The sequence below is a fragment of the Streptomyces sp. NPDC026394 genome, from assembly GCF_055567735.1.
Window position 1 is genome coordinate 71485 of sequence record NZ_JBVHPX010000023.1, and the last position, 18686, is coordinate 90170.

General features: G+C 70.0%; 26 protein-coding genes. 24 read left to right on the forward strand and 2 right to left on the reverse strand.

From position 1 onward, the window contains the following. Positions 1 to 45: 45 nt before the first annotated feature. On the forward strand, positions 46 to 972 hold the full coding sequence (locus ACZ4QV_RS34885) for an HNH endonuclease (RefSeq protein ID WP_467763930.1): 927 nt from the start codon (positions 46 to 48) through the stop codon (positions 970 to 972). 139 nt (positions 973 to 1111) lie between these two features. On the opposite strand, the gene ACZ4QV_RS34890 is transcribed toward ACZ4QV_RS34885, so the two are convergent. Then, positions 1112 to 2221 (reverse strand): hypothetical protein, encoded by a 1110-nt coding sequence (locus ACZ4QV_RS34890; protein WP_467763931.1) that lies wholly within the window; start codon positions 2219 to 2221, stop codon positions 1112 to 1114. Then, positions 2130 to 2762: a site-specific integrase gene (locus ACZ4QV_RS34895; RefSeq protein ID WP_467763981.1), complete on the reverse strand. Its 633-nt coding sequence runs from the start codon at positions 2760 to 2762 to the stop codon at positions 2130 to 2132. The genes ACZ4QV_RS34890 and ACZ4QV_RS34895 overlap by 92 nt, the downstream gene beginning before the upstream one ends. Here ACZ4QV_RS34895 and ACZ4QV_RS34900 point away from each other — a divergent pair. The 23 genes from ACZ4QV_RS34900 (at position 2670) to ACZ4QV_RS35010 (ending at position 18645) form a co-directional block, all read left to right on the forward strand. After that, positions 2670 to 3650 (forward strand): AAA family ATPase, encoded by a 981-nt coding sequence (locus ACZ4QV_RS34900; protein WP_467763932.1) that lies wholly within the window; start codon positions 2670 to 2672, stop codon positions 3648 to 3650. The genes ACZ4QV_RS34895 and ACZ4QV_RS34900 overlap by 93 nt on opposite strands. A gap of 228 nt (positions 3651 to 3878) precedes the next feature. Then, on the forward strand, positions 3879 to 4646 hold the full coding sequence (locus tag ACZ4QV_RS34905) for a hypothetical protein (RefSeq protein WP_467763933.1): 768 nt from the start codon (positions 3879 to 3881) through the stop codon (positions 4644 to 4646). A 188-nt stretch (positions 4647 to 4834) separates the two neighbouring features. Continuing rightward, positions 4835 to 5056 (forward strand): hypothetical protein, encoded by a 222-nt coding sequence (locus ACZ4QV_RS34910; protein WP_467763934.1) that lies wholly within the window; start codon positions 4835 to 4837, stop codon positions 5054 to 5056. A 107-nt stretch (positions 5057 to 5163) separates the two neighbouring features. After that, on the forward strand, positions 5164 to 5550 hold the full coding sequence (locus ACZ4QV_RS34915; RefSeq protein ID WP_467763935.1) for a hypothetical protein: 387 nt from the start codon (positions 5164 to 5166) through the stop codon (positions 5548 to 5550). A gap of 95 nt (positions 5551 to 5645) precedes the next feature. Next, positions 5646 to 6359 (forward strand): hypothetical protein, encoded by a 714-nt coding sequence (locus ACZ4QV_RS34920; RefSeq protein WP_467763936.1) that lies wholly within the window; start codon positions 5646 to 5648, stop codon positions 6357 to 6359. Next, a complete protein-coding gene (locus tag ACZ4QV_RS34925) occupies positions 6356 to 6637 on the forward strand; it encodes a hypothetical protein (RefSeq protein ID WP_361880050.1) in 282 nt (93 codons plus the stop codon). The genes ACZ4QV_RS34920 and ACZ4QV_RS34925 overlap by 4 nt, the downstream gene beginning before the upstream one ends. After that, positions 6621 to 6821: a hypothetical protein gene (locus ACZ4QV_RS34930; protein WP_467763937.1), complete on the forward strand. Its 201-nt coding sequence runs from the start codon at positions 6621 to 6623 to the stop codon at positions 6819 to 6821. The genes ACZ4QV_RS34925 and ACZ4QV_RS34930 overlap by 17 nt, the downstream gene beginning before the upstream one ends. A gap of 182 nt (positions 6822 to 7003) precedes the next feature. Further along, positions 7004 to 7165, forward strand: coding sequence for a hypothetical protein (locus ACZ4QV_RS34935; RefSeq protein ID WP_467763938.1), 162 nt, complete (start codon positions 7004 to 7006; stop codon positions 7163 to 7165). Between the two features lie 83 nt (positions 7166 to 7248). Further along, positions 7249 to 8709 carry a site-specific integrase gene (locus tag ACZ4QV_RS34940; protein ID WP_467763939.1) on the forward strand — a complete coding sequence of 487 codons (1461 nt, stop codon included), beginning with the start codon at positions 7249 to 7251 and terminating at the stop codon, positions 8707 to 8709. An 83-nt stretch (positions 8710 to 8792) separates the two neighbouring features. Then, positions 8793 to 10664, forward strand: a complete 1872-nt coding sequence (locus ACZ4QV_RS34945; RefSeq protein WP_467763940.1) for a hypothetical protein — start codon at positions 8793 to 8795, stop codon at positions 10662 to 10664. Further along, positions 10661 to 13006 (forward strand): hypothetical protein, encoded by a 2346-nt coding sequence (locus ACZ4QV_RS34950; protein ID WP_467763941.1) that lies wholly within the window; start codon positions 10661 to 10663, stop codon positions 13004 to 13006. The genes ACZ4QV_RS34945 and ACZ4QV_RS34950 overlap by 4 nt, the downstream gene beginning before the upstream one ends. Beyond that, positions 13006 to 13452 (forward strand): hypothetical protein, encoded by a 447-nt coding sequence (locus ACZ4QV_RS34955; protein ID WP_467763942.1) that lies wholly within the window; start codon positions 13006 to 13008, stop codon positions 13450 to 13452. Before ACZ4QV_RS34950 ends, ACZ4QV_RS34955 begins: the two co-directional genes overlap by 1 nt. Positions 13453 to 13636: 184 nt before the next feature. Beyond that, complete coding sequence (locus ACZ4QV_RS34960) at positions 13637 to 14236, forward strand: NUDIX domain-containing protein (protein WP_467763943.1); 600 nt, start codon at positions 13637 to 13639, stop codon at positions 14234 to 14236. A 94-nt stretch (positions 14237 to 14330) separates the two neighbouring features. After that, positions 14331 to 14630, forward strand: coding sequence for a hypothetical protein (locus ACZ4QV_RS34965; RefSeq protein WP_467763944.1), 300 nt, complete (start codon positions 14331 to 14333; stop codon positions 14628 to 14630). A gap of 91 nt (positions 14631 to 14721) precedes the next feature. Next, positions 14722 to 15408 (forward strand): GGDEF domain-containing protein, encoded by a 687-nt coding sequence (locus ACZ4QV_RS34970; RefSeq protein WP_467763945.1) that lies wholly within the window; start codon positions 14722 to 14724, stop codon positions 15406 to 15408. After that, a complete protein-coding gene (locus ACZ4QV_RS34975; RefSeq protein WP_467763946.1) occupies positions 15405 to 15851 on the forward strand; it encodes an ASCH domain-containing protein in 447 nt (148 codons plus the stop codon). Before ACZ4QV_RS34970 ends, ACZ4QV_RS34975 begins: the two co-directional genes overlap by 4 nt. Beyond that, the gene (locus ACZ4QV_RS34980) at positions 15848 to 16138 is read left to right on the forward strand and encodes a hypothetical protein (protein WP_467763947.1); all 291 of its coding nucleotides are present in this window, start codon (positions 15848 to 15850) and stop codon (positions 16136 to 16138) included. Before ACZ4QV_RS34975 ends, ACZ4QV_RS34980 begins: the two co-directional genes overlap by 4 nt. A 20-nt stretch (positions 16139 to 16158) precedes the next feature. Further along, positions 16159 to 16320, forward strand: coding sequence for a hypothetical protein (locus tag ACZ4QV_RS34985; RefSeq protein ID WP_467763948.1), 162 nt, complete (start codon positions 16159 to 16161; stop codon positions 16318 to 16320). Between the two features lie 10 nt (positions 16321 to 16330). After that, the gene (locus ACZ4QV_RS34990; RefSeq protein WP_467763949.1) at positions 16331 to 17206 is read left to right on the forward strand and encodes an Lsr2 family DNA-binding protein; all 876 of its coding nucleotides are present in this window, start codon (positions 16331 to 16333) and stop codon (positions 17204 to 17206) included. 3 nt (positions 17207 to 17209) lie between these two features. After that, positions 17210 to 17695 (forward strand): hypothetical protein, encoded by a 486-nt coding sequence (locus ACZ4QV_RS34995; protein WP_467763950.1) that lies wholly within the window; start codon positions 17210 to 17212, stop codon positions 17693 to 17695. Between the two features lie 11 nt (positions 17696 to 17706). Beyond that, positions 17707 to 18168, forward strand: coding sequence for a hypothetical protein (locus ACZ4QV_RS35000; RefSeq protein WP_361615016.1), 462 nt, complete (start codon positions 17707 to 17709; stop codon positions 18166 to 18168). Beyond that, on the forward strand, positions 18168 to 18347 hold the full coding sequence (locus tag ACZ4QV_RS35005) for a hypothetical protein (RefSeq protein ID WP_361615019.1): 180 nt from the start codon (positions 18168 to 18170) through the stop codon (positions 18345 to 18347). The genes ACZ4QV_RS35000 and ACZ4QV_RS35005 overlap by 1 nt, the downstream gene beginning before the upstream one ends. Positions 18348 to 18417: 70 nt before the next feature. Beyond that, positions 18418 to 18645 (forward strand): hypothetical protein, encoded by a 228-nt coding sequence (locus tag ACZ4QV_RS35010; protein ID WP_467763951.1) that lies wholly within the window; start codon positions 18418 to 18420, stop codon positions 18643 to 18645. The last annotated feature ends 41 nt before the right edge of the window (positions 18646 to 18686 follow it).

An 18686-nucleotide genomic window follows, 5' to 3' on the forward strand; every position in this document is an offset into this window, starting at 1 on the left:
GAGTTGGCTTCCCCGCTTGTCAGAGGGGCCCAGTACTGTTCGGCCATGGTGAACGTGGGTGATACGTACGGGCTTTGGACAGTGACTGGGCAGGTCCGCGGTGCGCGGTTCCAGGTCATCTGCGAGTGCGGTACCGAGCGGGAGGAGTATGCCTCCTCATTGCTTCACGGCAAGACCATCTCGTGCGGCTGCCTACGTCGATCGGCCGTCCCGAAGGTTGGTGATGTGATCGGAGAATGGACGGTTCTGGAGTGGGCCGGGCCGCCGGTGCGTACCGCCAGATGCCGGTGCTCGTGCGGGACTGTCAAGTTCGTTGAGATCTACACGTTGGGCAAGGACAGCCGCTCGTGCGGCCACGCTCGGGTCAAGACCGCGCTTGTACCGCGCGCCCCCGGGGTAGCCGGGACCGCAAACGTCCAGGTCAAGGGACGCAAGGTCAAGCGGTGCGCTGCCTGCCAGGTGGTGAAGAATCTTGATGATTTCCACGTAGATCGCGGGAGCCGGGACGGACGACGGGCTCGGTGTCGTCCCTGCGTTAAGCAATACGACGACACCCGCAGGGCCCTGCGTAACAAACGAGCGCGCGAGGCGTATGCGGCTGACCCCGATGCGAAACTCGTCAAAACCACCCAGCACCGCCGCCGAAACCCCGATCAAGGCGACCTCAAGCGAAGAATCGCCAAGGGCGGAGGCAAGATCGTTGGCGATGTGACACCGGAGTCTCTGGCCGCCATGCGGCTTGGGTGCGACAACGCCTGCTTCATCTGCAAAGTCTCTTTCGAGCAGGAAACTCTGCATTGGGATCACTACAAGCCGATCGCCAAGGGCGGCGACCACAGCCTGGCCAACCTCCGTCCCCTGTGCGGAGCCTGCAATCATAGGAAGCAGGCCCGATGGCCGATCAGCAAGTTTTTCCTCGAACAAATCAGGGCCTCTGTTGTGCAGGACAGGGCAGCGGGTCTGATCTGCTGAGACTGTGCGCGCCCTCAGCCGATGATCCCAGCCCGTGGACGTGCGAGACGTCGCCACGTAGCCCAAGCGTGTGTTCGGCACCGCCGCCAAGGCCGAGAGCGAGCTGCCCGACGGAGGCGAGGCTTGAGCCCAGGTGTCCTCAGAGTCCTGGTCCGGTGCGGGGCTGTGTGAGCAGCATCCGGACTACGCCGGCGTCATCGGCCAGCTGCTGCCGCAGCAGACGGTTCTCGACGTTGGACTGGTGCAGGGCACCGACCAGCGCCTCGACATCGGCCTTGAGCCGGGCGATCTCTTCGGCGTCTGCGGCCCGCAGTTTCTTCAGCCTTCGGACCTGCTGGCGCAGCCGCTTCTCGCTGTCGGGCGTCTGCCCGCGGGCTCGAACCTTGTCGTAGAACTCGTTCTTCAGGTCCGGGTGGCGCTGGGTGAGCGCGTTTCGCGGCACGTCGGCCTCCTCTGCGAGGGCGACGATGGTCAGGGCGCCGTTGGAGCGCTCAGGGTGGCCGGACAGGATGCGGTCCATCGCCGCGCGGATGAGGTCGCGTTCGTCGGGGCCGGGCTCATGGGGTTGGCTCCTGTCGGTAAATGCGGTCGTGCTCGTGGCGGTCGGCGAGCGCGCGCAGCTGCACGGCGCGGCGGGCGAGCCGGTCGGCGAGTGGGTTGGGAACCGTTTCGGAGGCGGCCTGCTTCTCCAGGCCCTCGGCCTGCTGAAGGAGCTGGGCGGCATGGTGGCCGGTGCGCGCGATGTTCGCACACGACGGCCGACAGCGGTCCAAGCGTGGGGCGTCGTCGGCGTCCAGCGCTCATCCACCGTCGCCTCGGCCAGGGCCGTGTGACCCACCACACCGTTCCGATCCCGCCAGTGCAGCAGCCGGCGACGCCGACCCGTCTCGTGCGTCACCAACCGCATCGGCAGCCCGTCGTACCGGCCGACCGCCTGCGCGCGCCGCACCGCCCGGGCCCGCGACGACTCCACGTAACCCTCGACCTCACCCATCACGACAGAGGAGGCATAGAACGTGCGCGCCCGCTTCGACTTCGTCACGGCCCGCGCCAGACGACCCGCGTAGTACCGGCCGCCCTCCAGCTGGAGACGCGGCACCTCCACCGTCAGCAGCGAGGCCCCCTCTGTCAGCCGCACACCGGAGGAGAACAGCAGGTCAGCGAAGGCCGCGTTGCGGTCGGCCAGCCGACCCGCCCACGTCGGATCCGGCAGCCCGTCTGCGCCGTGCCCGCGCAGTCCCACATCCACCCAGCGGCGGAAAGTCGCGCGGCGTCAGCCAGCGCACCTCGCTGGTGCGCGCGTTCTTCGCCCGCGCCGCCGGCACCAGCCGGGCCTCACCGGTCCGGCCGATGACCGTCCGCATCAGCACCGGATTCGTCAGCACGTACTCGCGCTGCACCGCCCACTCATACAGCCGCGCGAGCGCAGCCACTCCGCGGTTCCACCGTGCCCCGCCCACCCGGGCCGGGTTCCGCGGCGAGCGGGTCCGCCAGTCCTCGAAGTCCCACAGATCGTCCGACGACGCCTCGCTCCACCACTTCCCGCGGCCCCACAGGAAATCGAAGAACAGGCAGTAGTCGTCCGTGTAGTTCCGCTTCGTTTCCTGTGCGAGGCGGGCGAACGACGACCGGCACAAGTACCGGCTCAGCATGTCGTCGATCCGGTAGTCCGGAGAAAGAAGAATCGGATCCCCAGGATGAATCCCCACCCGTTCCTCACGCGAAGCCAGGTCCTCCCACCCGGCCAGAGCCGACACCCGCTCCTTCGCCAGTTGGCGATCGAGGGGCACCCAGAACGTACGCCAACCCAACACTTATCCACCCCTACTCGATCCGCTTCAACACGTCGATCCAACAGGGAAGACGACGCCGGGGACCAGTCGGCCACCCCGGCGGCGGCTGCTCTCCTGCACGCCGCGCTGGAGGCCCGCCTCGCCCGGAAGCGTACGACGGTGATCGACGCGACGAACACCGAGGCGCACGTGCGGGCCGGCCTTTTGGACGTCGCCCGCTCCTACGGCGTGCCGGCCGTCGCGTTCCTGGTCTCCACGCCGGCTGACGTGTGCGTCGCCCGCCAGGCCGACCGTAGCCCGGCCCGCGCCGTGCCCGAGGACGCCGTACGCCGCCAGCACGCCGAAACCATCGCCGCGTTCCCGCACCTGCGCGACGACGAGGGTTTCGCGCACGTCGTTCTCGCTGACCACATGCACCGTCTGGAGCTGCTGCTGCGCCGTGCCGGCGACACCCGCCGCGCTGACCTCGGCTGGGACGGCGGCGACGGCCTGGGAAGTCTGCTGACGGTGCGTCGCTTCTTCGGCTCGGAGGTGCTGCCGCTGTGGCGCTGGCGCGACGGGTCGCAGCTCGCCTGCGGTGACCGCGTTGGCGAGATCCGCCTCGGCCCGGACCGTCTGGTCTTCGCTCTGCGCACCAACGTCGACGGTGCGGGGGACCTCGGCTTCGACCTGCTGGTGGCCTGCCCGGTCGACGACGACTGCGACGCCCCCGCGTGGGAGCCGGTCTACTCGGTCAACGATCTCCTGGACGCGCCCACCAGTGACACCGTCTGCACCGTCCACGGCGGCCCTGACGACATCGACCAGGAGGCCGACGACCGTGATGGCGACCCCGAGGGCCGCGCGGACCTGGAAGAGCAGTTCGCCGCCGCGGTCCGCGAGTGAGCCGCGCTGCCGACGGTCCGCACCCGCACCCGCTCATCCCGGCCGAACTCCTGGCCGGGGATGAGTGGGCCCACGGCTGCCCTGACTGTCACCTCCCGATCCAGGGCGGAAGCGCTGGCCTTGCCGCGCACCGCCGCACCGTCCACACCGGCGCGGGTGACCCGCGCCGTCAGATCAACACCCAGTTATGAGCGGCCCGGCCGCTCTCACCCCTTCTCGGAGGCCCGCATGGCCCGCAAGCCCGTCACCTGGTACATCGCCACCCCCGCCGACGGCATCATCGAGATGTCCCGTGAGGCCGGGACTCCGGTGAATATCTCCGCCTCCGTCGGCAAGGTCATCGACCACCCCAACCCCTGCCGCAACAAGTGGTACGACGAGAGCCGCTTCTCGTACTTCCGCATGGTCAAGCGCGTCGGCGAGGCGCTGGAGGACACCGGCATCTGGCCTGTCACCTGGCCCGTCCGGCTGTGGATTGTGGAGCCGCTGGGTGAGACCGGTAACCGGAGCCAGCGCTACTACCCCTACCGGCTGCTCTCCCACCAGATCCGCGTCATCGAGGAGACCGACGCTCACATGGCGCTCGGCTCCTGCGGCCGCGACGTCCTGAACGTCGTCCAGCAGGAGATCCCCGAGCGGGCCGTGCGCTGGGCTGCGGACTGGGACGCCGACCCCGAGGGCATGCGCGACCGGAAGTGGGACTGGGAGCAGTGCGGCGGCCCCACCTGCGGCAGCGGCCGGTGGGCGGACTCCGTCGCCATGGCGACCTCGCACGCACGCCGTGAGTCGGCCGCCCAGACCTGGATCGAGCACCTCGCCCGCAACACCGTCGACCAGGCCCTCGCCGTCACCGACGCCAGCATGATGGCGCGCTGCTACGCCTACAGCCGCGCCACCGGCCACGCGGTCGCCGCCCAGCACCAGGCCCGGTTCGATGCGTACGTTCTCGACGCTCTGCGCGGCGTCGTCCTGGAGGGCGTCGCTGCTGCCGTCTGACCTGCAGGACAAAAATGCATCCTCAGAAGAGCATCCCTCTAGAAGCGCATCCTTGTCTTGAGGCAGACCAAGCGCTACCGGTCCACGGACCTGCCTGCCGCCAACGACTGAACCCACGGAGCCGTTCCGGCCCTGCCCACGCCGGACCGGAACGGCTCCACCGTTCCCGCCCACGGCGACTGACGGGCTTGCCCGCCGCCCTGACATCACCTCCGAGACCAGGACGGCGCGGTGGCGGCTCGCACCTCGCCGGCGGTGACCGCGTCGGCGAGATCCGCCTCGGCCCCGACCGCCTCGTCTTCGCGCTGCGCAGCGACACCGGCGGCAGCTTCAGCTTCGAGCTGCTGGCGGCCTGTCCGGCAGACGACGACTGCGACGCCCCTGCGTGGGAGCCGGTCCACTCCGCCTGACCGGACGCCTTCGGCACGATCCCGCTGCGCCGGCTGCCCGGCCGGGCGGGGCCGTGCGGTGTCCGCCCGGTCATCCGGACCGGACGACGGACCCGCTGGAGGTCACCGTGTCCCTCGCCCGCCGCACCCTCATGGAAGCTGCCGCTGCCCGCTTCGGCCAGCGTCGCGCGTACGGCGACACCACTGCGGTCGACGCCCTGCTCACCGAGCAGACCGAGACCGCCTACGCCGAGGCCGCCGGCCACGCGGCCCTGGCCACCGCGGAGAACAGCGACGCCTTGGCCGTGCAGCCCGGCGTCCTGGCCGTCCGCGGCCGTGTCCTGGCCGACGTCCTGTACCTGGAGGGCGTCCTGGCCGGCGCCCGCACCCGCCGTCTGGCGCCCGAGCTCATCGCGCGCCTGGAGGACGCCGTCGGCCTCGGCCACGACCTGGCCGTGCTGCTCGCCGACACCGTCCGCGCCACCGCCGCCGCCCCCGCGGCCAGCACTTCCTGAGACGCCCGGGACGGCCGCTGGCGTGCGGCCCGGCCGTCCCGGAGCCCCAACCCTTTCCCACCAGAGCGCATCCGACAGAAGAAGGAGCACCCCTCATGACCCGAGCTGTTCGCCGCGCCACCCTCGCCGTCGCCGACGCCGCGACCGGGGGCCTGGACATGGTCATCGTCGTGTTCGGCGGCGTCCTCGGCGCCTGGGCGGGCTACACCTGCTCCCCCGGCACCTGGTCCGGCGACTGGCGCCTGGCCTTCGCCGGCGGCGTCGCGGTCGTGGCCGCCGGCGCCGCCGGCGGCATGGCCGACCTGGTGCTAACCCCGCTGCGCCGCCTGCTCACCACGGCCCGTAGCGCCGGTCGGCCGACCACCACACGCACCGCCCCGGCGACCCTGGCCGAGGGCCTGGCGCAGGCCGCCGCCGCCACCGGGAAGGACGCCGCCTCCCGTGCCGCCGCGGACGCTTGGGGGATCGACCAGAGCCAGGGGTACCTGCGCGATGAGGACCGGTGGCGCGGCTACGAGGACGGCACGGCGGCGGTCTTCCTCGCGCCCGGCGTCTGGCTGCACTACCGCAGCGAGAAGACCGAGCACGGGCACCTCAAGAGCCGATTCACGCTGCTGACCGGGGACGGCGACCAGCCGGTGCCGATCACCAGCGTGGAGGAGATCCGCCACCAGCTCGCCGCCCGCGCCGCCGGTCTCCCCGCCACCCCGGCCACCGACGACACCGAAAACCACAGTGACGTCCTGGACGCCGCCCCTGAGGGCCGCGCCGACCTGGACGCACAGCCCCGGGAAGCGGTCAGCCGATGACGGCCAAGCCCCCCACCACCGGCTGGGACCAAGCCGTCTTCCGATGCGGACGGTGCGGCGCTGAACACCTCACCACCACCGAAGCCGACCACCGCCAAGCCGTCAGCGCGCACAGTGACGCCCATGCCGTGTGGGACCAGCTCACCCCCATCGAGCGCGACGGCCTCATCTCGATCCTGCACACCATCCTGTCCGCGCCGGACCTCGCCCTGGAACTGCTGGTCCTGGCCAACCGGCAGCATCCGGCAGGAGGGACCGCCAGTGAGCCGCGCCGCTAACGGGCCGCACCCGCACCCGCTCACCCCGGCCGAACTTCCCGACGGCGACTACTGGTGCCACGGCTGCCCGGACTGCCACCTGCCCATCCAGGGCGGCAGCGCCGGACTGGCCGCGCACCGCCGCACTGTTCACACCAGCGTCGGCGATCCGCGTACCCCCATCACCATCCATCTCGGCTACTGACGAAGGCCGTGCCTGCCGGGAGCAGACCGGGCCACGAGCTGACCGGGCCGGACTTGCGCAGTCCATCCCTACCGCCGCCACCCGCAGGGCCGACGGCCGTGGAAACGCCGGGCAGCCGGCCACCGCACCCGGCTGCCCGGAGCACCACCTCTTCCCGCATCTCTTCGAGACCAGGAGGCACCTTGAGCACCGACACCGACATCGCCGCCGGGACACTGCAGTACACCGCCGACGTCGTCCTGCGCGCCGCCGGAGGCGCCGGGCATGTCCTGCTGATCAAGCGGCGCTGGGCTCCGTACGCCGGCTGCTGGGCGCTCCCCGGCGGTTATGCCAAGGGTTTGTAGCTGTCTCAGCCTGCTTCTTCCGTTACCGTCTCTGAGCTGAGCGTTAGTTATGTTCATGGTGATCCCGATGTCTCAAAGGACCCATGGACTACTTCTTCACGTCACGCAGCAAGGTACGTCGTTTCTACGAGCCGATACCCGAGATAGGTCTGGACGGAGCTCAGTACACGAGCCGGGACAAGGCCCTGAAGGACGGCACCCCGTTCTTCCTCGGGCCGGATATGCGCCCCAGGGAGCCTCACTGTTCGTTCTTCTTCGAACTGGCCAAGACGCTTGAGGCGAAGTCCTTGCAGGACTACGCCTACGACTTCCTCGACCTGGATGACTTCCTGGCCAGGTTGGACCCGCCGGCCGATGTGCTGTCGGCGGATGAGGACGATCTGATCGCCTACCGCGACTACTGCACCAAGTACCGAAGTGAACCGATGGGGCCGGCAACGTGGAAGCGCCGACGGGCCACGATCAACCGCTTCTACGACTGGGCCGTCGACGAGGCGAAGGTGCTCGATCGGCGCCCGTACTACCGCAAGAAGAACGGCAGGGACATTCTGGCCTGGGGTTCGACCACCCAGCTGGACGTACGCCATCTGACCTTCGAGCAGTGGTGGTTCCTGGACCGGGTGGGCCTCCGCGGACTGCTGCCCGACGGGTCGGCCGACCCCTCGTTCCGCTCTGGGCACGCGCTGCGAAACAGCTGCGGGGGCAACCTGGCCATCACGACCGGTCTTCGCCTGCGCGAGTTCGGCGCCTTGTTCGACATCGAGGTCGGCCCTGCGCGTCGGGACGGCTCCGCCTGTGAGGTCGAGCTGGAGGCGATCGCGAAATTCGGGTTGCCCAGGACCGTCGAGGTCCAGGACACGATGCTGCGAGACCTGGACTGGTACCGGCGGACTGAGCGCGCCAGCTGCATCCGCAAGGCCGCACGGAACCTGCACCGCCAACGCGACGAGCTCTTCGTCGTTGACGACGTCGACCTGCGCACGATGAAAGTCAGCGGAATCTATGAGGGCCGCCGAAGGACCTACACCGTCAAGGCGATGAAGGCCCCGCTGCGACGGATCACGGTCATCGAGGGCGACCACGGGCTGGAGCCGATGGCACTGTTCGTCGGGCGGAACGGGCGGATGATCAGCAGCCAGCGCTGGGAACAGGTCTTCACCGACGCCCACGTCCGGACGCTACGGATCGCCGCCGAATACGGCCTGCCCCTGGAGATGCCGAGCCGGGTCCGGATCCACGACCTGCGCCACACGTTCGCGATCTTCATGCTTGAGCAGCTCACCGAGCTGCTGATCGCCCAGGACGCCGAGCAGTTCCGCCTCACCGGCCGTACACCGGCCTACGCGGCGGACCACGTGTCCCGCAATCCGTTTTTGACCGTTATGCGGCTCCTCGGGCACCGCCGACCGGAATCGACTATGCGCTACCTGACTTACAAAAGGAAGACGAACTTGCTGGTCGCGAGGGCTATCAGAGACTGGAACGAGCAGGACCGCACCTACGCGGACCTGGCCGCTCGCCACGCCTCCGGCTGGGTCGCCTGATGCCGCGCCGAGGAGAGCGCCGCCCCCAATCAGCCGCCATTCCGCCGCGCCCCGCGACCGCACGCGCGCTCGACCGCATCGGAGTGCGGGAGCTGACACAGGTGAAACGGGGCCGGCTGGCCACCAGCCGGATCGATCCGGGCGACTACGACTGTCCGGTGCTGGCTGCACAGCTGGCCGACACCTGGCTCGACTACCATCACAAGGCGGCATTGAAGAACAGCGACGGCTACTCGGGAGCGATTCGCGCGTTCGCGAAGTTCGTAGGCCCGTATCTGTTCGCGTCGGGCCTGGATCCGGCCGATGCCCGCCTGGACGATGACCGCATCGACCTCACCGAGGTCATCTACGCCTGGGAAAACGATCTCCTGGCGCAGTTTCCGCAGGACGCGGGGCGGCCATGGCAGTTCGCCACGGCCCTGCTGGTGCTGATCCACCACCGCGCTGAGCGTGATGCGAAGGTGCCGGGCAAGCTCCGTAAGCGGGCGGCGGCTCCCGCCAGCGCCCGCAAGGCCACCAGCAAACCGTTCGACGAGTTCTCCAACGCTGAACGCCTGGCCCTGAAGGGCGCGGCCCAGGAAGATCTCCGGGCCCTGGAGAAGCGGCTGGCCCGGGGCAGGGAGCTCTTGGCGGCCGGCCGGGATCCGCGCGAGCACGGCTGGAGGGAACTGCCGAACCTGGTCTGGGCCGCTCGCCACCGCGTGCTGACCACCGCCGATCTCCAAGCCGGCCTTCCGGCTCATGCCAAGGACTGGCCTGAAGAACTGCGCGACGCGCGCCCGTCCAGCAGGGGCGCCTTCGCCGGCCGCTACGGCCTGATGCGGGCCGCGAACGGACTGCTGTTTCCGCAGGAGTTGGACCTGCACCCGTTCCGGGTGCTGCTGCTGCTCGCGATGCTCGACTGCACCACCGATGAACTGGCCGCGCTACAGGTCCCGGACCTCGAATTCAGCGCCCAGGGAGTGCGCGTCGTCCAGGTCAAGAACCGCGCTGAGCGGATCCGCGCCGACTACCACATCACCGACCGGCCCTTGGAGGAGGGCGAGGGACCTGGAGCACTCGCCTACGAGGGCCGCGGCGAGTGGGACGTCGCCGGGCTGCTGCGGCGTCTGGTGAATGCCACCGCGCTGACACGCGAGGTGTTCGGCGGCGAGCCCTGGCTGTTCACCGCAGTGGAATCCGCCGAGAATCGCAGCACCATGGACGCCCGCTTTGCCCGGTTTGTTGATCCGGGGCGGCGTTTCACACACTGGATCGCGTCACACCGCGACGCGTCCGGGGCGGCCGTCCTGGACATCTCCGAGCCGCATGAAGCACGCCGTCTGCGCAAAACCGCGAAGACCACGCGGGTTGTCGCCCTGGGCGGCACCTTGTCCGACATGGCCGGCGACGACCACAGCATTCAGGTCTTCCAGGGACACTACGCCCACGGCACCACCGCCCATGTCCTGGCCGGGGCGGCGATGAACCGCGCCCAGCAGCTCGTCTTCGACCGGCTTGCGGCCAAGCCGGTCCTGGTCACCCCCCAAGCGCAGCCCCGCTTGGGCGAGCCCGAGGTCGCCCAGGCGCTGGGCGTGAGCACCGAGCTGGGAGCCTCGCTGAGCGCCGGCGAACTGGACATGGGCGTGAGCAACTGCAAGGACCCCCTGGACTCCCCGCACAGCAGCCCGGGCAAGCTCTGCCATGTCGCTCCGGCGATGTGCATGATCTGCAGCAACGCCGTCGTGTTCGTTTCCCAGCTGCCGCAGCAACTGCTGCTGTCCGACCACATCGAGCAGATGCGCCTGACCCAGCCACCCATGGTCTGGGAAGCGGTCTGGGGGCGTCAGGCAAGGGCCCTGGCCGAGGTGTTCGAGGAGTGCGCGGAACACCTGCCCGCCGCCCGTCGGGCGATTGAGGAACAGGACATCCGCCTCAACCTGTCTTTGGGCATGCGAACGGAGTACGACCGATGACCGCACCTACTTCCGTTGCCGCTCTTGGCCGGCTGGCATCGAGCACCTTCGCCGACGATGAGCCGGTCTACACGGCCATGTCCGGGCAGCTCCCCGGAGTCGAGGGGCCGGTGTTCGGGCGTGTCGACGAGTGGCCCTGCGACTGCCTCAGGCGCCCGGCGAACCGGAAGCCGCATGAGTGGAAGTGCGACTTCCCGCTCGACCCCGTCTGGAACCTGCGGACGCGGGAGGTCGCGTTCTGCATGCTCAACCCTCACCACCGAGCGCTGAGGGACGCGGGAATCTTCCCTGGCCGGAAGATCTGGAGCCCGGCCACAGTCCGCAAGGAGTGCATCTGCCTGACGGCCTTGGGCGCCTGGGCGGTCAAGGAGGGCATGCCGGATGACCTCCAGATGTGGGCGACCGAGGACTGGCAGGGTTACATCGACCATCGTGCCTCGAGCACCGAGCCTGAGTCGGTACGCAGTGTGGTCGGCGCAGTGCGGCGCTTGGTGCGGTACTCCGGAGTTCTGACGGGAACCGGAGTGCTGGAAGACCCCTGGCCGGGGATGACGGACAGCGAGGTGGCCAAGCTCGCGGCCAGCGACAACCTGTCCACGCCGTCGATTCCACCGGAGGTCTGGTGGCCGCTGCTGCGGGCGGCCTGGGCCTACATCGACCGATTCTCCGGAGACATCCTGGAACGGCGAGACCGTGAGACGGACCGGTTGACGATGCAGGCCCCCTCGCCGCGTGGTCTCAAAGCGGGCAGCGCCGACTCGCAGTTGCAGCAGTGGCTCGCTGATCCCGCGAACCTGGTTCCCCTCAGCTCGCACGACTCCCGATGGCAGCCGAAGGGGGCCCCGATATGGGCTCTGCTCAGCCGGAGCATCACGGAAGGCACCAGCAAGAAGATCTTCGAGACCGGCCGCACCCAGCAGGGTGCGATGCGCAGGTCGAGGGTCCTGCAGATGATCGAGGAAACCGGCAGGGTCGAAACTCTCGATCCGCCGGAGGTCAGGCGGAGGGTGTCGCACTTCCCCAAGCAGGTGTCGCTCAAGCGCTCGCGGCAGTCCCTGGACGCCACGCTCCACGAGTGGCTGGCCGACCCGGCCAACGTCATACCCGTACATGCGAACGGAGCGGCCTCAGGCCGTCCGGGTGAGCCGGTGTGGTCCAGGCTGGAGGGGCTCGTGCTGAAAACGCCTGGACGGATGAGCCTGTTCAACACCACAACCCAGGCCAGCCAGCTTCGGCGCGAGGCCGTACTGCACGTCCTGGCGGCAGGTACTCACCAAGTGGTGGCCTACGAAAGGAAGCTGGTCCTGGAGCTTCACATGCTCAGGGCAGCCTGCTACATCTTCGTCGCCGCGTTGAGCGCCATGCGCGACTCGGAGATTCAAGAGATCCAGCGCGGCGCACTCACCCAGCACTACGGTGCCCCGGCGATCGGCTCCCGCAAGGTGAAGGGAGACTCCTCGACGCCGAGAGAGAACTGGTGGATCATCGAGCCGGTCGCGCAGGCGCTCGCGGTGGCCGAACGCCTGTCCTGGCATGACACCCATCTCTTCACGGCATTGGGCGCGGGACGCGTCGGTATCAAGGCGGCTGCCGACATCGACCTCTTCATCGCGCAGGTGAACGCCAACCGGCACCTCACCGGCCTGGAGGAGATACCGAGCGGGCGTGTCCGCCCCCACATGTTCCGCAGAACCATGTCAATCATCGCCAGCCAGCAGCCGGACGGTGAGATCGCCGTGGGCATCCAGCTCAAACACGCGGCGCGACGCGCTCTCGCGAACCGCTTGTCCGGGGCATATGGCCAGATCGATGCCAAGTGGGCGAAGGAGTTCGACACCGACCTGCAGACCGCGGCCGCCCGCAAGCTCGTAGGGCTCCTCAAGACCCGCCGCAGCGGAGGGACCGTCGCGGTGGGCCCGGGTGCCGCGCGCTTCCATGCCGGACTGGACAAGGTCAACACCGCCATCACCCAGCTCCCGACACTGCGAGCCCAGATCGCTGACGAGCGGCTGGAGATCACCCTGCTGCGGGACGAGTTCGCGGACCTCCACCTGGGCACGGTCAACCACTGCATGTGGAACGCACCCACCGCAGAGTGCCAGAACCAGCTCCCACCCGCCCAGCGCGGCCAAGCACCACTGCTGGGAGCGTGCCAGCCCTCACGGTGCCGCAACTCCGTCCTGACGCTGTCGCACGAACGAATCTGGCGGATGGAGGAGGCCGACCTGGTGGAGTTCTTGAAGAAGAAGCTCTCCAAGCCCCTGCGCGAGCAGGCGTTGGCCAGACTCGCGGAGGTCCACTCCGCCACCCAACAGATCGACCGACTCAAGGAGAACGCCTGATGCCGGTGTCCGCGGCTACCGCCGCCAAGCTACGCGAAGCCATGGCCCGGCTTCTGGCCGGAGAACCCCGACACAGCAATGGCGCGTTGACGAAGGAGAACCTGGCCCGCGAGGCGCAGGTCAGCCATGCCACCGTCCACCGAGCCCAGGACATCCTGGCGGAATGGGACACCCAAGTAGCCCACCCCGTCCTGCGCACGCCGGGAGAGATCCGCCGCGATGAGACGATCGCCGAGCTGAAGACCAAGCTCCGCAAGGCCAACAAGAAGGCCGGCGAACTACAGGACAAACTCGATGCCCTCGCTACGGTGACCGCGAACCTCTATCGCGAAACCATCGAACTGAAGAAGAAGGCAGCGCACAAGCCCCGGCAAAACCGGCTTGGCCTCCTACATGGCGGCCACGCGTCGGCAAACGGGGCACCTGAATCGCACGACACCGACTGACAGCACTCAGACGGTGCTGATCCGACGGAACCCACGGATCACGGGGTCACAGCTAGGCAAAATTTCTCGATCAGTGTGAGACACCAGCGGTTGTCGTTCGGCGGACGCGTTGGACATCTCTACAACGGATCCACTGAGACAGCAGCCGCCCTGAGACAAGCGAACTGTTCCTAAGGGCGGCCATGTGGACGTGCACAAGGCAGAGACCAGCCGGGCCGCTGCCGTCCGCGAGCTGGAGGAGGAGACCGGCGTGGCGGTCCCGGCCGGCGATCTGTGGCAGGTGGGTGCCTACGACGCCCCGGGCCGCGATCCCCGCGGCCGGTACGTCACGGTTGCCTACACGGCCACCCTGCCCTCGCCGGTCCCGCCGACCGCGGCAGACGACGCCGTGGACGCCCGCTGGTGGCCCCTCGACGGCCTTCCCGACTTGGCATTCGACCACGCTGCGATCCTCGCGGATGCCGTGACCCAGTGGTCTGCCACGGCCAGGACCGACATCACCACCTTCACCGCGCTCAGCGACTGCTTCAGGGCCGACCTCGCCGCGCTCATCTCGCAGGAAGCACCGCAGCCCCTTACCGCGACCGGCTTCATCGACCTGGTCGAGGCGGCCCGCGATGTCCTGAGCGGCGCGAGCGTCGGCTACCTGCAGGAGGCCTGTGAGGACCTCGACGCCGCCGCATCCTGCCTCACGGACGCGCTGACCAGCTCCGGAGACGAGCAGTCTGCGCTTCTGGCACGGGCGCGAATCCGTCTGCGCGACGCCATAGAGGCGACCCGCTGACCGTGCGTTGAGCGCGTTCCGTGCCGCCCTGTCCCCGGCCGCCGGGGACAGGGCGGTCGCGGTGGCCCCTCAACCACGAAGGGAGATGGACGGCATGCTGCCCTACTTCGAGGTCGACGTCCCCATACGCAGCACCGGCCAGCCGGACCTGCGCGGTGTGCACGTCTTCACCGGCCCCGCCGACAGCCGCAGCGCCGCCGTGCGGATCGCGCACGAGGTCTACGACGCGGCCCGCGCCGCACAGCAGACCGGAGGTGAGATCCCGCGCGGGCGGCCGGACGGCTGGACAGCCCGCGGCTACCGGCCCGGCTGGGAGCCCGACTGGACAGCGGCGACCGCCGGCCGCTGGAACAACCCGTACAGCTGGGCCCGCGTCAGCGACCTCGAAATGTAGCTCTGCCCCGGGACAGGCGTCCAGGCGTGGAAACCGACCGCCTGTCCCGGGCCCAACCCATCCCGTACGAGACGAGAGGGAGGACCCCAGTATGGACTCCATCCTGCGTGCGCGGCCCCGTTTCGGGCAGCACGCCCTCCTGGTGACGACGGCGGCCGTGCCGGTGGCCGGCTGGTCCCTGCACGCCGTGGCGCTGCACCGGCGTCTGGCCGCGGCCCGCAAGTGTCAGCTAACCGGGCTGCCCGGTCGGCAGGAGCTGCTCGCCTACGGCGATCGGCTTCTGCGCACCGGACGCCGGGACACCGTGCACCTGGTGATGCTGGACGGTGACGGCTTCAAGGCCGTCAACGACCGCTTCGGGCACACCGCCGGGGACGCCGTCATCCGCGCTCTGGGCCGGCGTCTGGCCCGCTGGTCCACGGGCCGCCGGGCACTCGCGGCCCGGCTGGGCGGCGACGAGTTCGCGCTCGCCGCGGCCCTGCCGCTCGCCGCGGGCCTGGCGGAGCTGGCCGCGCTGCGCGAGCAGCTGCAGCAGCCCCTGCGGTACGAGCGGGTGACCCTGCGCATGGAGGTTTCGGTCGGCATCGCCCGCGCCGCGGACCTGCCCGGCGAGCCGTGCAGCCGCCTGCTGCGCGGCGCGGACACGGCCATGTACCAGGTCAAGAACGGCGAGGCGATGTTCCCGTACTGCGCGTCGCGGGCCGACGCCTACACCGAGACCGTCAACGGCCGCCGCGCCGGACGGCGGGGCGCCGCACGGCCGGAGCACGCCGCATGAACGGTACGCCGCTGCCGCTGCCGGAGGGCGACTGGATCCGCGGCATCAGCATCCGCCAGCCGTACGCGGCGTGCATTCTCGCCGGGGCCAAGATGGTGGAAAACCGGCCCAGGCGGTGGCGGCCGGGCTGGGTGCTGCTGCACACCAGCAAGACCATCGACCAGCCCGCGCTGCGCATCCCGCTGATCGCCCGCACGGTCCGCGGCCGCGAGCTGGTCACCGGCGCGGTGATCGGCATCGCCCGGATCACCGACTGCCACCAGGACCCCAAAGAACAGCCGCCCTGCTCACCGTGGGCGCACCCCGGTGCCTGGCACCTGATGCTCGCCGACGTGCAGGAGCTGCCCCTGCCGGTTCCCGCTCGCGGGCAGGTCGTGCCCTGGAAACCGTCATCCGACCTGCTGGAGCGCGTCTTCCAGCAGGCACCCGGCTTCCGGCCGTGACCCGTCCCCGAGGCAAAAACAAGGAGAAGCAGCCGTTGTTCGAGCCGGGCCTGGTCCCGGCTCCCGGCGGCCTTCTCGACTGGCGCGACAGCCAGCACTTCGACCGCTGGCAGGACCGCCCCTGCGTGCTGTGCGACAGGCCCACGCCGCTGCGCTCCCACTCCGGGGAGCCCGTGCACAAGGCGTGCGCCGAGAACTGGATCGCCGCGAATTCCGTCGAGGCCCGCCTCGGCCGGTTCGCCTCCGACCTCCAGACCAGCCGCCGGCGCGACGACGACCACGCCTGACCCTCCCCTCGGAGGCCCCTATGAGCAGCACCGACCGCGACGTCGACGCCTACCCTGAGCCGCCCGCCTCCCCGCTGTGGCACCGCCACCCGAAGGCGCCGCCGCTCACCGACGCCCAACGCAGGCGCAACTACGACCTGCTGGACAGCGCCTCGCGCACGTCCCGTACGACGGCCGCGTAGGAGACCAGCGATGTTCACCGACATGCGCGAGGCCCTCGACGCAGAATCCCTCGACCTCGCTCCGCCCGGCGCCGAGCAGCAGGCCGCTGCGGCCCGCACCGTGGCCCGCCGCGCGACCAGCACGGAGGACCTGGTCCTCCTCCTGGACGCCATCGGCCTGCCCGGCGACGACACCACCCTCACCACCCTCTGCCCCCTCCTCCCCCGCTGCGAAGGAGACACCGACATGCCGCAGTCCCAGCCGACACCGGCGCCGAAGTCCTTCACCACGTTCGAGGCGATGGCGCTGTCCATGTACTACGCCGACGCCAGCGCCGCTGAGATCACCGCGGCGACCGGCCTGTCCGAAGACGAGGTCACGACCCTCGTCAACGCCCAGGAAGCCAAGACCGAGGTGATGCGCGACGCCGACGAGCAGACCCGCACCGGCAGCACCCCGCCGCCCGAGACGACTGAGACGGCCGAGGCTGACGATCTGGTAGAGCAGCTGCTCGCCTGGGCTGAGGCCCACCCGATGGCCGGCATCCGCAACAAGGCCGCCCGAATCCGCAGCGACCTCGCCGAGCTGACCGCCCGGCGCGCCGCCGACACCGCCCAGCGCAAGGCCGAAGAGCGTGTCGCCCGCCTCAAGGCCGAGCTGGAACGAGCTCAGGAGCAGCTGCGTGCGGTGAAAGCCGGCCCCCGCCCGGCCAGCACCGCCCCGGCGGCCGAGCCCACGCCGATCCGGGCTGGACTCGGCAGCGGGCGCACCCCGCAGGAGCTCGCCGCCATCCGCACCTGGGCGCGTGCGAACGGCCACGTTGTCGCCGACAAGGGCATGGTGCCCAAGGCGGTGCTGGCGGCGTACGACGCCGCTCACCAGGCTCCGGCTCGGAAGGCGGGCTGAAGCATGAGCGAGGCGATAGTCCTGGACGGCTTCCTGGAGGAAGAGACCGTGCCCGGCGACCTGCACGGATCGACGGTTCGCTTCCGGCTGACCGTCTCCCCCACGGACGAGCGGACGGACGAGGCGACCCTGCCGTGCGCTGTCACCGACTCGGTGATGGCAGCCGCCGTCCTGCACGACCTCGTCCCCGGCGACAAGCTGCGCGTCACCGGTCATCTGCGGCTGCCCCGCACACCGGACGAGCCGATGGTGCTGGCCGTCACCGCCCTCGAGGTCCTCGCGACCGCGCCCGTTCTCGCCGACGTCGCCGGGGCCTTCACCGCGGTGCTGGAGCACTGCGGCCCGTACGTCTGCTACTCCGACGCCGACACCGCCCAGGTCCCGGTGTGGACCGAGGCCGGCGTCTGGGTCGGCTGCGCGGACACCCCCGGCGCCGTCGGCGACCTGCTCGAAGCGTTCGAGCAGCGCCAGGCCGCCGACGGCGAATAGCCGGAGGCACCGTGCCGATCCGGCCCGAAAACATCCACCGCTATCCACGCGACTGGCCCCAGATCAGCGCGCGGATCCGCTTCGAGCGGGCCGGCGGCCGCTGCGAGTGCACAGGCCGGTGCGGCCTGGCGCATCCCGGCGGCCGCTGCGCAGCCGTCCACGGCCAGGCCCACCCGGACACCGGCTCCGCGGTGGTCCTGACCACCGCCCACCTCAACCACCAGCCGGAGGACGTACGAGAAGAGAACCTCCTCGGCGCCTGCCAGCGGTGCCATCTGCGCATCGATCACGGCCACCACCAGATCACCCGCTCGATCACCCTCGCCGCCCGCGCGGCCGCCGCCGGGCAGCTCGGCTTCCTCACCGACGCCGACCTCGAACGCATCGAGCCTCCGGCTCCGCCCCGGCCGCCCGCGCCCCGCACAGCGCACCCCGCACTCCAACTCCCCATTCCCGACCAGGAGGCGACCTGATGTCCGACCAGCCCACACGCACCGTCCTCAAGCGCTTCCCCGCCGCCGGCCCCTACGGCTCATGGCCCGCCGACGACTACGCCGCCCAGCAGCAGGCCCAAGGCGAGCCCGCCCGGGTCGTCATGGACCTGCACAGCGACCAGTTCCTGGTGATTGCCGACAGCCCCGCCCCGCGCTGATCCGCCCGCCCCCTGTGCCGTGTCCGCCACCGCACGGGCACGGCACCCCGTTCCGTGAAAGGTCTTCGACATGACGTTCCCGGCCCGCGCTGTGCCCGTGCTGGTCACCCTGGCACTCCTCGTCCCCGCCGCGGCTGCCTGTACCGACCGCCGCGACCGGCACTGCGACGACCTCGCGCTCACGCCGGCCGCCGTCCTGTCGGCAAAGCAACGCCCCGGCTCCGGCGGCCACGGGCGCGGCAGCGTCGGCAAGCCGAACCCGCACTCCCACCACGGGTCGAGCAGCCGCTGCCACTGAGCAGCCCCTGACAGCACCACCTCCCTCCGGGCCCGTCCGAC